Raw genomic sequence first — 14948 nt, 5'->3', positions numbered from 1 at the left:
GTACTCGGGACGCCCCTTCTCTCAGCTCTGGGGACTCACTGCTGGGCGGATCGGGCGGCAGCCTCCCGCTCCCTCTCCTCCGCGGCCTTCTCCTCCGCCTCCATCTCCGCGAACACATCGATCGGCGCGGGCGCCTTCGCCAGGAAGACCCAGGTCAGCCATACGGCAAGCAGGAACGGCGGGATCTTCAGGGCGATCAGGACCCAGCCCAGCTGTGTGGTGTCGGCCCACCAGTACAGCGGGAAGAGGATCGCGCACTTGGCGAGCAGGATCGCGCCCCAGGCGTAACTGGCCTTGGCGTAGGCCTTCTTACGGCCGGGGTTCCGCGTGCGCCAGGAGAGGTTCTCCTTGAAGACCGGGCCGAGGATCAGCCCGATCAGCGGGACACCGCACAGCGTGGTGACGATGTACGCGAGTCCGAGGCCCAGCGTGTAGAGCATGCCGGGCAGGTAGAAGTCCTTGGCGTTGCCGGTCATCATCGCGAAGACGACACCGAAGGCCACGCCGAAGACACCGCTGAACGCGTGCTTGACGGTGTCCTTCATCACCAGCCGGACCACGACCAGCACCAGCGACACGGCCAGTGCCGCGATCGCCGACAGATGGAGATCCTTGTTGATCGTGTAGATGCTGACGAAGAGCAGGCCGGGCAGCACCGTCTCGACCATGCCCCGGACGCCGCCGAACGCCTCGAACAGGGCGGCCTCGGTCACCGCCCGGTTGTCGTCCGCAGATGTCTCTTCGGTCGGCTTGTCGAGCGACGTCACCGGCTACTCCCGTCCGAGGGGTCTCAGTTCGTACTTGGGGTTGAACAGCACCCGGCGGCCCCGGCTCATCGAGATCCGGCCCGATGCGATCAGCTTGCGCCCCGGTTCTATGCCCACGATGGAGCGCCTGCCGAGCCACACCACGTCCAGCGCTGCGGAGCCGTCGAACAGCTCGGCCTCCAGGGCCGGGACTCCCGCGCGCGGCCGCAGGGTGACCGTGCGCAAGGTACCAGTAACCGTCACTACCTGCCGGTCCTGACAGTCTCCGATCCGGATACAGCCGGCCGTCTCGGTGTCCTCCCGCAGCTCCTCGGACTCCAGGTCCTCCTGCGACGAGGAGAGCCGGTCGAGCATGCGCCGGAACCGGCCCGCCGGCTTCTGCGAACGAGGAACAGCACTCATGACTAGAGCGTACCGGGGCGTGCTGACATCTCCGTACCCGTGGGACGACGGCCCGAATCGGCGCCTCCCAGCCACCCGCGAACGGCCCTACCGCTCGAACCGGTAGCCCATCCCCGGCTCCGTGATGAAGTGCTTGGGATGCGAGGGATCCGCCTCCAGCTTCCGTCGCAGTTGTGCCATGTACACGCGCAGGTAGTTCGTCTCCGTCCCGTACGACGGCCCCCACACTTCCTGGAGCAGCTGCTTCTGCCCGACCAGGCGGCCGCTGTGGCGCACCAGGACCTCCAGCAGATGCCACTCCGTCGGCGTCAGGCGCACGTCCTTCCCGGCGCGGTTGACCTTCTTCGCGGCCAGGTCGACGGTGAACTCGTCGGTCTCCACGATCACGTCGTCCTCACCTCCTCCGGCCGGCTCGGCCCGGCGCACGGCGGCCCGCAGCCTGGCCAGCAGCTCGTCCATGCCGAACGGCTTGGTGACGTAGTCGTCGGCACCCACGTCCAGCGCCTCCACCTTCTCGTCGGAGGAGTGCCTGGCGGAGAGCACCAGGATCGGTACCCGCGTCCAGCCACGCAGGCCCCTGATGACCTCGACGCCGTCCATGTCGGGCAGCCCCAGGTCGAGGACGACCACGTCGGGGTGGCGGGCGGCGGCGAGCTCGAGAGCGCCGGCACCGTCGTGGGCCGCGTCGACCTCGTACTTGCGTGCCTTGAGGTTGATCACGAGAGCGCGCACGATCTGGGGCTCGTCGTCGACCACCAGGACGCGGGTCATGAGACCTGCCTTTCGGGTTCTGCCGCGTGGAGCGGTTCCGGGCGTGTTCCCGCCGCGCGGAGGGTGAGGACCATGGTGAGTCCGCCGCCGGGCGTGTCCTCGGCGTTCAGGGTGCCGCCCATGGCCTCGGCGAAGCCGCGCGCCACCGCGAGCCCCAGACCCACACCGGCGCCGCGCGGGGCGTCGCCGTAGCGCTGGAAGGGTTCGAATATGCGGTCCTTGGCCTCGTCGGGGACGCCCGGACCCCGGTCGACCACCCGCACCTCCACCCGGTCGGCGAGCGCGCTGGCGGCGACCAGGACGGGCGAGCCGGCCGGGCTGTACTTGACGGCGTTCTCGACCAGGTTGGCCATCGCCCGCTCCAGCAGCCCCGGGTCCACGGCGACCATCGGCAGGGTCTCCGGCACATCCAGGCCGGCACTGCCCTCGGGCACCCCGCCGAGCGCCATCGGCACCACTTCGTCGAGGTCGATCTCGCGGATGAGCGGGGTGACGGTGCCGGTCTGGAGGCGAGACATGTCGAGCAGGTTGCCGACGAGGTGGTCGAGGCGGTCCGCGCCCTCCTCGATGCCCTCCAGCAGTTCCGCCCGGTCCTCCTCGGACCACTCGACGTCCTCGGAGCGCAGGGAGGACACGGCCGCCTTGATCCCGGCGAGCGGGGTGCGCAGATCGTGGCTGACGGCGGCCAGCAGCGCCGTACGGATGCGGTTGCCCTCGGCGAGCGCGCGGGCCCGGTCGGCCTCCTCCTGGAGCCGGCGGCGGTCCAGTACGACGGCGGCCTGTGCGGCGAAGGCGGCCAGCACCCGGCGGTCCTCGGCGGGCAGGACGCGGCCGGTCAGCGCGAGCGCCATATGGTCCCCGACCGGCATGTCCACGTCCGCCTGCTCGGGCCGCTCCACGGGAGGTCCCTGCCCGACGCGGCCCGCGCAGGTCCACGGCTCGACGTCGCTCGCCCGCTCCAGCAGGGCCGCCGACTCCATGCCGAAGGTCTCCCGGACCCGTTCCAGCAGATCCTCCAGACCGGTCTCGCCGCGCAGCACGTTGCCCGCGAGGAAGGACAGGATCTCGGACTCGGCCCGCAGCCGGGCCGCCTGGTGGGTGCGGCGGGCCGCGAGGTCGACCACGGAGGCCACCGCCACACCGACGGCCACGAAGATCACGATGGCGACGATGTTCTTCGGGTCGGCGATGGTCCACCGGTGCAGCGGCGGTGTGTAGAAGTAGTTCAGCAGCAGCGATCCCACCGCCGCCGAGGCCAGCGCGGGGAGCAGCCCGCCGAGCAGGGCCGCCGCGACCGTCAGCGCCAGGAACAGCAGCATGTCGTTGGCGAGGCCGAGGTCGACGGTGTTGAGCAGCGCCGCCAGGGCCGGCGGGCCCGCGACGCCGACGATCCAGCCCCACACCCGCCGGGAGCGCCCGAGGCGCGCGTCCCGGGCCACCGGAAGGCCGCGGCCCTTGGCGACCTCGTCGTGGGTCACGATGTGCACGTCGAGGTCGGGCCCGGACTCCCGGGCGACCGTCGCGCCGACACCGGGCCCGAAGACGTACTGCCAGGTCTTGCGGCGCGAGGACCCCAGCACGATCTGGGTGGCGTTCACACCTCGGGCGAAGTCGAGCAGGGCGGCCGGTATGTCGTCGCCCACGACGTGGTGGAAGGTGCCGCCGAGGTCCTCGGCCAGGGTCCGCTGCATCGCCAGTTCCTTGGGCGAGGCCGAGGTCAGCCCGTCGCTGCGGGCTATGTAGACGGCCAGTACCTCGCCGCCGGCGCCCTTCTCGGCCAGCCGGGCGGCGCGGCGGATCAGCGTCCGGCCCTCCGGACCTCCGGTCAGGCCGACGACGATCCGCTCGCGCGAGCCCCAGATCCTCGACACCCGGTGCTCGCTGCGGTACTGGGTGAGATAGGCGTCGACCCGGTCGGCCACCCACAGCAGCGCCAGCTCGCGCAGGGCGGTCAGGTTGCCGGGCCGGAAGTAGTTCGACAGGGCCGCGTCGACCTTGTCCGGCTGGTAGATGTTGCCGTGCGCCATCCGCCGCCGCAGCGCCTCGGGCGACATGTCGACGAGTTCGATCTGGTCGGCCCGCCGCACCACCTCGTCCGGCACGGTCTCCTGCTGCCGCACCCCGGTGATCGACTCCACGACGTCACCGAGGGACTCCAGGTGCTGGATGTTGACGGTCGAGATCACGTCGATTCCGGCCGCCAGCAGTTCCTCCACGTCCTGCCAGCGCTTGGCGTTGCGGGAGCCGGGGACGTTCGTGTGGGCCAGTTCGTCCACCAGGGCGACGGCGGGGGCGCGCCGCAGGACGGCGTCGAGATCCATCTCGGGGAAGACGCCACCGCGGTACTCCAGCCGCCTGCGCGGCACCTGTTCCAGGCCGTGCAACATCACCTCGGTGCGGGGCCGGTCGTAGTGCTCGACGAAGGCCACCACGCAGTCGGTGCCCCGCTCGACACGGCGATGCGCCTCGGAGAGCATCGCGTACGTCTTGCCGACGCCCGGTGCCGCACCGAGGTAGATCCGAAACTTGCCGCGTGCCATGGCCTCATTGTCTTCCGGTCTGCTGCTTGCGCAGCGTCGACCTTACGGCCAGCAAATGCGGCATTTGGGTGCCGGGCGTGCCCGCGGACCGTCTTTGACGGAACCCTGACGCGCCCGGCGGGTCAGGGCCTCACGCGGGATTGTCGCCGTGGCTGAGGGTCTCCCAGGCGACGAAGAGGTTGTTGCTGGCGGCCGGGCGGCCCCGCACGGTCAGCGTCTCGGTGTTGGTCATGGCGTGGCCGAGGCGGTTGGCCAGGGCGTTGTGGCCGACCTCGGGGACCGGCCCGAGCCCGGGCTTGAGCGAGCCGCCGCACAGCCAGCCCGGGACGGCGGCGCCGAGCTCGTACTTGGCGTGGAAGCCGAGCCCGTGCCGCAGCCGCTCGCCCACGTCGGTGCGGTAGAGGTCCTGACCCTGGATCCGGCTGGTCTCGGCGACGTGCGAGATGGCGGAGAGGCCGTAGCCGGTGTGGGTGAAGTCCCGGCAGGTCTCCTGGCTGAGCCCGTCGACGAAGGTCGACTGCCCCTGCCAGTACCGGACGATCTTCTCCCGGGTGTTCAGGTTCTGGCTCGGCACGGTCTTCGGCAGCTCACCGTCGGAGGCCAGGTAGACGTAGGCGGCCGTACGCGTCCGGAACTTCGCCAAGGCCTTGTCGTACGACGCCTTGTCCTCCAGGAAGACGGAGATGCCGACGGCGGCCTCCATCATCGACAGCTCCCAGTTCCCGTTGGAGTGGGAGCCGTTGATCACCTCGGGGAGGTAGACATCGCGGAGCATGGTGGCGAAGCGGGCGGAGTTCGCCCAGGTCCCGGTGTAGGTGTACTTGATGATCTCGGCGGCCTTGGGCCAGGAGGAGCCGGCCCAGCCGGTCTGCAGGGGCGCGTTGCTGTTGGTGTGGTCCCTGATGACGGCCGACCAGGCGTCCATCAGCTCGATCGCCTTGCGCGCGTGCCGTTCGTCGCGGGTGACGTACCAGGCGAGGGCCTGGGTGTAGGCGGCGATCGCGTCCTCGCGTTCGTCGGTGCAGCCGTGGTTGGGGTTGGAGTACGAACCGCACTCGACGACGGCCCGGGGCGCGGGCGTGCGGTTCAGGTCGGCGTACTTGCTCGCCATCATCCGGTCGAAGGCGCCCTTCCAGGGCTGGGCACCGGAGTCGACCTTGGAGCGGGCGAAGTCCAGCTGCCCCTTGGAGACGGTGACTCCGGGGTGGACGAAGCTGCTGGGAGCGGCGTTCGCGGGCCAGGCGAGGAGGCCGGCGACGAGGGAGGCCGTGGCGGCCAACAGAGCGGTTCTGTACATGCGCAGGAGCCTTCCGTTCTTGTATGTGAACGTGAAGCGCCTTTATGAACAGACGCGGTGAACGGAGACGGTAGGTACAGACCAATAACCCGTCAAGGCTTCACGCATGAGAGCACATGAGAACGCATGAGAAAGGGCCGCACCCCTGGGGGTACGGCCCTGCTGTCGCTACGAGCCTCAGCGGACCTCGGTGATCTCCGGTCCGCGCTGGAGCTGGCCCATTCCGCCCGCGAAGCGGGAGCCTTCCTCCTGCTGGACGCCCTCGGGAACCATCTGGGCGTCGTTCGGCAGCTTCAGGACGATCGGGTCGCGGGGCGCCATCGGGCCCTCGCCACGCACCACGACCGTGTCCCGGAAGATCTGCTCGAGCAGCCCGGCGGCCTGCGGCTGCACCGCGCCCTGGCCCGAGATGACCCCGCGCAGGAACCACCGGGGGCCGTCCACGCCGATGAACCGCACGACCTGGAAGCCGCCGGTGCCGTCCGGCAGCTGCACCGGCACCTGGGCCCGCAACTCCCAGCCCAGCGGCCCCTCGACCTCGTCGACGATGCCGCCCTGCTGGGTGATGCCCGAGCCGATCTCCTCGCGCACCTCGCCCCAGATACCCTCGCGCTTGGGTGCGGCGAAGCCCTGCAGCTGGATGGCGCTGTCCCGCAGCACGACCGTCGCCGCCACGATCGCGTCGCCCGCGACCTCGACCCTGAGCTCCATGCCCTCGACGCCCGGCACGAACAGACCGCCCAGGTCGACCCGGCCCTCGGCCGGATCGTGGACCTCGGAGTCGTCCCAGGGCCCGTCGGGCCGCGGCGCCGGCTCGAGCCTCAGGCGCTCACCCTCATCCGCCTCACTGTCGACACCGTCGACGACCTGCTCGGTCTCGCCGGCCGCGTCCTCGGCGGCATCCCTATTCTTGCGACGTCCGAACACGTCACTGTCCTTCCCGGTCGGATACGACCGAAGCGTATCGATTCCCACCCGTCCGACCGCCCAGGGCGGCCTGACCGCTTGTGCCGCTCGTCCCGTCCACCGCCGCATGGCCTCCGGTGGACCCGAAGCCCCCCTCGGCCCGCGCCGAGTCGGGAAGTTTTGCCACCTCTTGGAAGCGCACCTTCTCGACCTGCTGGACTACCAGTTGGGCAATCCGGTCGAAGCGCTCGAACCGCACGCACTCGCGCGGGTCGAGATTCACCACGATCACCTTGATCTCCCCACGGTACCCGGCATCAACCGTCCCCGGGGCATTCACCAGGGCGACGCCGCAGCGGGCGGCCAGACCGGAGCGCGGGTGCACGAAGGCCGCGTACCCCTCCGGCAGCGCCACAGACACGCCCGTGGGCAGCACGGCCCGTTCGCCCGGCTCCAGTTGGCAGGCCTCGGTGGTGCGCAGATCGGCTCCCGCGTCACCGGGCTGCGCATACGACGGAAGAGGTACCTCCGGATCGACGCGCCGGATCAGCACGTCGAGGGGCTGACGGCTCACGGGGCTCGTGGAAGTCATGGGGGTGTCCGGGCTCGCGGGGTCGGTAGGGTCCATGGGGCCAGTGGGGCTCATGGCACTCGTTGGGCTCATGGGGCCGGTGGGACCCATAGGTCCGGTGGGCCTCATGGCGCCGGTGGTGCTCACGGGGCCTTCCAGGCTCACGGGTTCACCTCGAAGGCACGGGCGCGCCGGACCTGGTCCGGGTCGTTCATGGCCGCCTGGATCTCCTCCTGGCGGCCGTGCTCGACGAAGTGGTCGACCTTCACCTCGACGAAGAGCGCGTCGGCGCGCACGGCGACGGGACCGTCGGGGCCTCCCACCCGGCCCGTCGCGGTCGAGTAGATCTTCCGCCCGGCCACCGCCGTCACCTCCGCCTGAAGATGCAGCGTGGTGCCGACGGGTACGGGCCCCATGAAGTCGGTCTCCAGCCGCCCGGTCACGGCGATCGTGCGCAGCAGCCAGTTCAGCGAGCCGAGGGCCTCGTCCAGGGCGCTGGCGAGCACCCCTCCGTGCGCGAGACCGGGGGCGCCCTGGTGGGCGGGGCGCACGAGGAACTCGGCGGTGAGTGACACGCCCTCGCCGGCCCGCGCCTCCAGGTGCAGCCCGTGCGGCTGGTCACCACCACAGCCGAAACACTGGCCGTAGTGCGCGCCGAGGAGCTCACCGGGCGCCGGAGCGTCCGGATGGCGCACCGGTTGCACGGCGTCGGCCGGAGGCTGAAGAGCTGCGGAAGTACGACTCACAGCCGGAGACCTTACCCGCGCGTCGGCCCGTTCCGGACACCGTGTCAAGCTTGGCTCCATGCAGCTCTCCGCCGCCCCGTACGAAGAACGTCTCACCGCCCCCCGGACCTGGTGGCTGATCTCGTTCCTCGTCGGCGTCTCGATGGCCCTGATCCTGCTTCCGTTCGGCACGCTGCCCATGCTCGGCGGCCTGGCCGGAGGCACCGCGGTCGCGGCCGTCGCCGCGAGTTCGTACGGCTCGGTGCGTATCCGTGTGGTGGGCGATTCGCTGATCGCGGGCGAGGCGAAGATCCCGCTCGCGGCGCTCGGCGAGGCGGAGATTCTTGACGCGGAGGGGGCGCGCGCCTGGCGCACCCACAAGGCCGACCCGCGCGCCTTCCTGCTGCTGCGCGCCTACATCCCCACGGCCCTGCGCGTGGAGGTCACGGACCCGGAGGACCCGACTCCGTACCTGTATCTGTCCACGCGCGAGCCGGAGCGGCTGGCGGAGGCGCTGAGGGCCACGAAGCCGGCGAAGCCGGAGTAGCACATCCGAGCGGGGCCTCACCCGACGGCGGACGGGCGGCTTCAGCGTCCGTCGTCACGCTTGTGCCTGTCGTCGCGTCTCGCGTCCGCGTCGCGGCCCAGAGGGTCGTTCGTGATCTCGCCCATCTCCAGGGCGTCCGCAGGACGTTCCAGGGCGGGAAGCTCCTCGAGTGCCTCCCAGGGCACCTGGAGCTTGCGCAGGTCCTCACGGATCCGCGCGGCGAGCTTTCTCGTCTCGCTGCGGTTCATGGCCGCCCCCACGGCGGCGCCCACCAGGAACGGGATCAGGTTGGGCATGCTGCGGACCATCCGCTTCATGATCCGCTGCCGCAGCTCCCGCTTCATGCGGCTGTTCAGCGCCACGCTCAGCGTCGACGGCTTGGTCGCGTCGATCCCGCGCTCCCCCGACCACGAGTCGAGATACGCGGTGCTGCGCTGCTTGAGGTTGCCGGGCGGCCGTACGCCGTAGACCTCGTGGAGTTCGGCGATCAGCTTCAGCTCGATCGCGGCGACGCCGGTGACCTCGGCGGCCAGTTCCGTCGGCAACGCGGGCGGTACGGGAAGCATCGCGGCCGCGCCGATGCCCGCTCCGACCGTGGCCGTCGCGCTCGCCGCGCCCGCCACGAGTTTGTCCGCGAGCTCTTCGGGTCCGAGGCCCGGGAACTGCCTGCGGAGCGTCGCCAGGTCCCGTACGGGGATCCGCGGCGCCAGTTCGATGATCCGGTCGGCGAGGTACGCGAGCCCCGCACGGGCCCGGACGCCGCCCTTGCGGGCGCTCTCCCTGGCCCTTTCCCGGATCGTCCCCGCCCGCCGTCGGGCGACGGGTGCGGGGACGTCCACGGACGCCGGGAGGTCACTCCGGTCCGCGGCCGGTTCGAGCGAGGCCGCCCCCGTACCGGTTGGGCCTCGCTCGTCGTCACGCGCGCCGTACTGCGGGCCGTCCATCGGCCCTTCGTCCGCTTTCCGCTTGGAGAAGCGGCGCTTCCAGGGAGGGGTCGAGCCAGTCACGGCCGACCCGTCCTCAGTCGCAGTCGCGGCAGATCGGCTGACCGTTCTTCTCCCGGGCCAGCTGGCTGCGGTGGTGCACCAGGAAGCAGCTCATGCACGTGAACTCGTCCTGCTGCTTCGGGAGCACCCGGACGGCCAGTTCCTCGTTCGAGAGATCGGCTCCGGGCAGCTCGAGGCCTTCGGCGGCCTCGAATTCGTCGACGTCCACTGCGGATGCCGACTTGTCGTTCCGCCGGGCCTTCAGTTCTTCGAGGCTGTCCGAGTCAACGTCGTCATCGGTCTTGCGTGGAGTGTCGTAATCGGTTGCCATGGTCGCTCTCCCCCTCTGGGTGTCTGCGGTGTCTCCAGCGCACGTAACGCGTGAGAGGCCGGACTTGTGCCCGACCTGAGGCGGAGATTTTGCCTCACATCAAGGTCTGTTACTCAATCGACACCCAACCGGACTCCTCACGAGTGATCGGCTTGGATGGCGATGGGGACCGTACACGGTCCGAATGCCGCACCTCAAAGGCGTCTCACCCTGTACTTCCCGTGATCAAGACCCCCGAAAACCGGGATTTTCCCGGCTTTCCGACTGGGCTCATGATCACGGAGAGTAGATGGCCGGAAAGACGCCCCTGTGATCGATCACACACGGGGCGCGCGAGGTGAGGCCTCAGAAATTCCGCGCAAAGCGAACATCCCCGTGCACCGCCGAGTTGATCGGCGACATGATCTCAGATGGGCAGCGTGACTCGCATCACGAGCCCACCTCCCTCGCGGGGCTGAGCGTAGATGTGCCCGCCGTGCGCCCGGGCCACGGACCGGACGATGGACAGACCGAGTCCGACACCCTTGTCGCTGCCCGTGCGCTCCGTTCGCAGCCGCCGGAACGGCTCGAAGAGGTTGTCGATCTCGTACGCCGGCACGACCGGGCCCGTGTTCGAGACGACCAGGACCGCCTGGCCGTGCTGGACGTCGGTAGTGACCTCGACCCAGCCGTCCTCGGCCACGTTGTAGCGCACGGCGTTCTGCACCAGGTTGAGCGCGATCCGCTCCAGCAGCACGCCGTTGCCCTGGACGACCGCGGGCTTCTGTTCGCCACGGATCCGCACGCCCTTGTCCTCGGCCTCGCCGTGCACCTGGTCGATGGCCTGCGAGGCGACCTCGGCCAGGTCCACCGGCCCCCGCTCCACGATCTGGTTGTCGCTGCGGGCGAGCAGCAGCAGGCCCTCGACGAGCTGCTCGCTGCGCTCGTTGGTGGCCAGCAGGGTCTTGCCGAGCTGCTGGAGCTCCACCGGCGCGCCCGGGTCGGAGAGGTGCACCTCCAGGAGCGTGCGGTTGATCGCCAGCGGCGTCCTCAGCTCGTGCGAGGCGTTGCCGACGAAGCGCTGCTGGGCCGTGAAGGCGCGCTGCAGCCGCTCCAGCATGTCGTCGAAGGTGTCCGCCAGCTCCTTCAGCTCGTCGTCAGGCCCGTCCAGCTCGATCCGGCGGGACAGGTCGGAGCCGGCCACCGTGCGGGCGGTGCGGGTGATCCGGCCCAGCGGCGACAGGACCCTGCCTGCCATGGCGTAGCCGAAGGCGAAGGCGATGACCGCAAGGCCCAGCAGCGCCAGGAGCGAGCGGCTGAGCAGGTTGTCCAGGGCGTGCTGGCGCTGGTCGTTGACGCACTGGTTCATCGCGTCGTTGAACTCGCTGGGCGAGGCCTGGCTGGGGAGGTTGCAGATGTCGCTGGTGACCTTGCCCTCGACGATCTTGAACGGCAGCTCGCTGCCCACGTTGAGCGCCTGCGCGGCCAGCAGGTAGATGATCGACAGCAGCAGGATGCCGGCGATCAGGAACATGCCGCCGTAGAGCAGCGTGAGCCGTATGCGGATGGTCGGGCGCAGCCAGGGAAAGGGCGGCGCGGGCCTCCTGGGGTCCCAGGTGGGCTTCGGGGGCGCCTGCGGGGGCGCGGGAGTCGCTGCCACGGGTATCAGATCCGGTAGCCCGAGCCGGGGACGGTGACGATGACGGGCGGCTCGCCGAGCTTGCGGCGCAGGGTCATGACGGTCACGCGCACGACGTTCGTGAACGGGTCGGTGTTCTCGTCCCAGGCCTTCTCCAGCAGCTGCTCCGCCGAGACGACGGCACCCTCGCTGCGCATCAGTACCTCCAGGACGGCGAACTCCTTGGGCGCGAGCTGGACCTCCTTGCCGTCGCGGAAGACCTCGCGGCGGTTGGGGTCGAGCTTGATCCCGGCGCGCTCCAGGACCGGCGGCAGGGGCACGCTGGTGCGCCGGCCGAGGGCCCGCACGCGCGCGATGAGCTCGCTGAACGCGAAGGGCTTGGGCAGATAGTCGTCGGCGCCGATCTCCAGGCCCTCCACCCGGTCGCTGACGTCACCGGAGGCCGTGAGCATCAGCACGCGCGTGGGCATACCGAGCTCGACGATCTTGCGGCAGACGTCGTCGCCGTGCACGAGCGGGAGGTCACGGTCGAGGACGACCACGTCGTAGTCGTTGACGCCGATACGCTCCAGAGCGGCCGCGCCGTCATACACGACGTCGACGGCCATGGCCTCCCGGCGCAGTCCGGTGGCCACCGCATCGGCGAGCAGTTGCTCGTCCTCGACGACGAGTACGCGCACGTCCCTGGTCCTTCCTCATGTCCACCCGCACCGCGCTTCACGGGCGCATGCGGGCAGGGGTCTTCGACGGTCTGTTGGTGTGTTGCCCTCCATCCTGCCCTTTTCGGCCATAAGTCGGAGGTAAGGCGGGTGAGGGAGAGGTCGGACGCGGGTGTGGCTGCGGGGAATAGGAGATTTTCTCCTCCGGTTAGGTTTCCACGGAAGGGAGCTTGGGGAGGACGGCTTTACATCCCACGATCACACTCTGCTGGTACCGCACCACCATGCGGTGCGCATCAATCCGCTTTTCCGCAGGGCGGGCGTGGGTGTCCGGCACCGTCGCCGCCCAGCTGAGCGGCGCTGGGCATCCACCGGAGACGTGATCGTCCCTTCCGAACGGCACACCCCCGTGCCAACGACCCACGACCCAGGACGAGGGGGCGCAGCATGGACGCATTCACCGCAGGACTTCTGCAGCGCATAAGGGCGACCGAGTCCGATCTGTCCCGGGCTCGCGACGAGGGCGACGACTTCCTCGTCGAAGTGGAGCAGGGCGAACTCGACGACCTGCGCCGCCTCGCCGCCGAGCACGGTGTGGAGGTCAGCGCAGCGAGCGTCTGATCAGGGCGTACGAAGCGGGCCCCGGCGAATCCAGCGCCGGGGCCCGCTTCGTCGTCGTGCGGGCCTGTTCACCCGGTGTTCAGCACAGCACCGTCCGTCGTACGCCCGTCCGGGCCGTCCTCAGTCGCGCCAGGCGCCGAAGTCCTCCAGGAGGCGCTGGAGGGGTTCGAAGACACCCGGGGTCGCCGCGATCGCCAGATCACCGGACGGGCGTTCTCCGGGGCGTCCACCGGTCAGGGCGCCCGCCTCCCGGGCGATGAGGTCACCCGCCGCCAGGTCCCAGGGGTGCAGACCGCGCTCGTAGTAGCCGTCCAGGCGTCCCGCGGCCACGTCGCACAGGTCGACCGCGGCCGAACCGCCGCGCCGGATGTCGCGCAGCAGCGGGATCAGCCGCTGGGCGACCTCGGCCTGGTGGGCACGGACCCCGGCGACGTAGTTGAAGCCCGTCGAGACCAGCGCCTGGTCCAGCGGCGGCGCGGGGCGGCAGGCCAGCCGGCGCTCGCCGTCCCAGGCGCCGGTGGCCCAGGCACCGCCGCCGAGCACGGCGTGGAACGTCTCGCCGCGCATCGGGGCCGCGACGACTCCGACGACGGTCTCGCCGTCCCGCTCGGCGGCGATGGAGACCGCCCAGGTGGGGAGGCCGTACAGGTAGTTGACCGTGCCGTCGAGCGGGTCGATCACCCAGCGGATGCCGCTCGTGCCGTCGCTGGAAGCGCCCTCCTCACCGAGGAAGCCGTCCTCCGGGCGGCGCTCGGCGATCAGGCCGGTGATCAGCTTCTCGGCCGCGATGTCCATCTCCGTGACGACGTCGATGGGGCTGGACTTGGTCGCGGCGACCGCCAGGTCGGCCGGGCGCCCGTCCCGCAGCAGCGTGCCCGCGCGGCGGGCGGCCTCCTGGGCGAGTTCGAGCAGGTCCGTGTGCAGGGGGTCGGTCACGGGGCTCCTCACGCGTAGGTGCTGTCGGCGCCCGCCGCGGCGGGCCGGGGGGCGCGGGCCGGGCAGCAGCCGACCGGGCAGAGGTCGTGGCTCGCGCCGAGGGCGCCCAGGGCGCAGGGGGTGACCTCCTGCCCGCGCTCGGCGGCGGCCCGCTCCACGACCAGCTCGCGGATCGCGGCGGCGAACCTCGGGTCGGCGCCGACGGTGGCCGAGCGGCGCATCGGCAGCCCCAGCTCCCCGGCCTTGGCCTTGGCCTCCGTGTCGAGGTCGTACAGGACCTCCATGTGGTCGGAGACGAACCCGATGGGGGCGATCACGACGGCCGCGACACCGGCAGCGTGCCGCTCCTCGAGGTGGTCGCAGATGTCGGGCTCCAGCCACGGGATGTGCGGAGCGCCGGAGCGGGACTGGTAGACGAGCTGCCAGGGGTGGTCGACGCCGGTGCGCTCGCGGACCGCGTCCGCGATGAGCTTCGCCACGTCCAGGTGCTGCCTGACGTAGGCGCCGCCGTCGCCGTGGTCCTCGACGGGCCCGGAGGTGTCGGCCGAGGCCGTCGGGATCGAGTGGGTCGAGAAGGCGAGGTGCGCCCCGTCCCTGACGTCCTCGCCGAGCTCGGCGAGGGACCGGAGCACCCCGTCGATCATGGGCTCAAGGAAGCCCGGGTGGTTGAAGTAGTGCCGCAGCTTGTCGATCTTCGGCAGCTCCAGGCCCTCGGCCTCCAGAGCCGCGAGCGCGGCGGCGAGGTCCTCGCGGTACTGACGGCAGCCCGAGTACGAGGCGTAGGCGCTGGTGGCGAGGACCAGAACGCGGCGGCGGCCGTCGCGGACCATCTCGCGCAGCGTGTCCGTCAGGTACGGCGCCCAGTTGCGGTTGCCCCAGTACACCGGCAGGTCGAGGCCGTGGTCGGCGAAGTCCTTGCGCAGGGCGTCCAGCAGGGCGCGGTTCTGGTCGTTGATGGGGCTGACCCCGCCGAACAGGAAGTAGTGCTGCCCGACTTCCTTGAGGCGTTCCTTGGGGATGCCACGCCCGCGCGTCACGTTCTCCAGGAACGGGACCACGTCGTCCGGGCCTTCCGGGCCGCCGAAGGAGAGCAGCAGCAGGGCGTCATAGGGGGTGACATCGCGCGCGTCTGGCATGGGTCGATCCTGCCACCCGGCACTGACACCCGGGAAACGGCGGGGTGACACCTGAGCCGCGGCCGGATCCGGGGCTCGGCCGAACAGGTGTGACCGGGGTGTTCCGGGCCGTAAGCTGTGTCGACTGCGTTCGCA

General features: G+C 70.6%; 16 protein-coding genes. 2 read left to right on the top strand and 14 right to left on the bottom strand.

Features of this window, described 5'->3' with window-relative positions:
- Positions 1-35: 35 nt before the first annotated feature.
- From ACIBK5_RS40625 to ACIBK5_RS40590, 8 genes are all read right to left on the bottom strand, one after another.
- Entirely contained in the window at positions 36-767 is a 732-nt protein-coding gene (locus ACIBK5_RS40625; protein WP_399028031.1) for a DUF3159 domain-containing protein, read from the bottom strand.
- A gap of 3 nt (positions 768-770) precedes the next feature.
- Positions 771-1169 (bottom strand): OB-fold nucleic acid binding domain-containing protein, encoded by a 399-nt coding sequence (locus tag ACIBK5_RS40620; protein WP_382581020.1) that lies wholly within the window; start codon positions 1167-1169, stop codon positions 771-773.
- Positions 1170-1256: 87 nt separating this feature from the next.
- A complete protein-coding gene (locus ACIBK5_RS40615; RefSeq protein WP_399028029.1) occupies positions 1257-1940 on the bottom strand; it encodes a response regulator in 684 nt (227 codons plus the stop codon).
- Positions 1937-4480 carry an ATP-binding protein gene (locus ACIBK5_RS40610; protein WP_399028027.1) on the bottom strand — a complete coding sequence of 848 codons (2544 nt, stop codon included), beginning with the start codon at positions 4478-4480 and terminating at the stop codon, positions 1937-1939. Before ACIBK5_RS40610 ends, ACIBK5_RS40615 begins: the two co-directional genes overlap by 4 nt.
- A 130-nt stretch (positions 4481-4610) precedes the next feature.
- Positions 4611-5777, bottom strand: coding sequence for an alginate lyase family protein (locus ACIBK5_RS40605; RefSeq protein WP_399028025.1), 1167 nt, complete (start codon positions 5775-5777; stop codon positions 4611-4613).
- Positions 5778-5954: 177 nt separating this feature from the next.
- On the bottom strand, positions 5955-6704 hold the full coding sequence (locus ACIBK5_RS40600; protein WP_399028024.1) for a DUF3710 domain-containing protein: 750 nt from the start codon (positions 6702-6704) through the stop codon (positions 5955-5957).
- Position 6705: 1 nt separating this feature from the next.
- The gene (gene dut / locus ACIBK5_RS40595) at positions 6706-7257 is read right to left on the bottom strand and encodes a dUTP diphosphatase (protein WP_382498495.1); all 552 of its coding nucleotides are present in this window, start codon (positions 7255-7257) and stop codon (positions 6706-6708) included.
- A gap of 158 nt (positions 7258-7415) precedes the next feature.
- Complete coding sequence (locus ACIBK5_RS40590) at positions 7416-8000, bottom strand: PaaI family thioesterase (protein WP_399028022.1); 585 nt, start codon at positions 7998-8000, stop codon at positions 7416-7418.
- 58 nt (positions 8001-8058) lie between these two features.
- Between ACIBK5_RS40590 and ACIBK5_RS40585 the strand changes: the two genes are divergently transcribed.
- Complete coding sequence (locus tag ACIBK5_RS40585; protein ID WP_399028020.1) at positions 8059-8526, top strand: DUF3093 domain-containing protein; 468 nt, start codon at positions 8059-8061, stop codon at positions 8524-8526.
- Positions 8527-8567: 41 nt separating this feature from the next.
- Here the strand turns inward: ACIBK5_RS40585 and ACIBK5_RS40580 are convergent, their stop codons facing one another.
- From ACIBK5_RS40580 to ACIBK5_RS40565, 4 genes are all read right to left on the bottom strand, one after another.
- Positions 8568-9533, bottom strand: a complete 966-nt coding sequence (locus tag ACIBK5_RS40580; protein WP_399028018.1) for a hypothetical protein — start codon at positions 9531-9533, stop codon at positions 8568-8570.
- 13 nt (positions 9534-9546) lie between these two features.
- Complete coding sequence (locus ACIBK5_RS40575; RefSeq protein ID WP_003993510.1) at positions 9547-9843, bottom strand: DUF4193 domain-containing protein; 297 nt, start codon at positions 9841-9843, stop codon at positions 9547-9549.
- A 406-nt stretch (positions 9844-10249) separates the two neighbouring features.
- Complete coding sequence (locus ACIBK5_RS40570; RefSeq protein WP_399028016.1) at positions 10250-11482, bottom strand: sensor histidine kinase; 1233 nt, start codon at positions 11480-11482, stop codon at positions 10250-10252.
- Between the two features lie 5 nt (positions 11483-11487).
- Positions 11488-12141: a response regulator transcription factor gene (locus ACIBK5_RS40565; protein ID WP_003993508.1), complete on the bottom strand. Its 654-nt coding sequence runs from the start codon at positions 12139-12141 to the stop codon at positions 11488-11490.
- 426 nt (positions 12142-12567) lie between these two features.
- On the opposite strand from ACIBK5_RS40565, the gene ACIBK5_RS40560 reads away from it, so the two are divergent.
- On the top strand, positions 12568-12741 hold the full coding sequence (locus ACIBK5_RS40560; RefSeq protein WP_215118091.1) for a hypothetical protein: 174 nt from the start codon (positions 12568-12570) through the stop codon (positions 12739-12741).
- 120 nt (positions 12742-12861) lie between these two features.
- Here the strand turns inward: ACIBK5_RS40560 and ACIBK5_RS40555 are convergent, their stop codons facing one another.
- Positions 12862-13677 (bottom strand): inositol monophosphatase family protein, encoded by an 816-nt coding sequence (locus tag ACIBK5_RS40555; protein ID WP_399028013.1) that lies wholly within the window; start codon positions 13675-13677, stop codon positions 12862-12864.
- An 8-nt stretch (positions 13678-13685) separates the two neighbouring features.
- On the bottom strand, positions 13686-14813 hold the full coding sequence (locus tag ACIBK5_RS40550) for a ferrochelatase (protein WP_399028011.1): 1128 nt from the start codon (positions 14811-14813) through the stop codon (positions 13686-13688).
- Positions 14814-14948 lie beyond the last annotated feature (135 nt).

It is taken from the genome of Streptomyces sp. NPDC050546, assembly GCF_044457425.1.
Lineage (GTDB): Bacteria > Actinomycetota > Actinomycetes > Streptomycetales > Streptomycetaceae > Streptomyces.
This window is presented reverse-complemented; position numbering and strand designations above follow the sequence as displayed.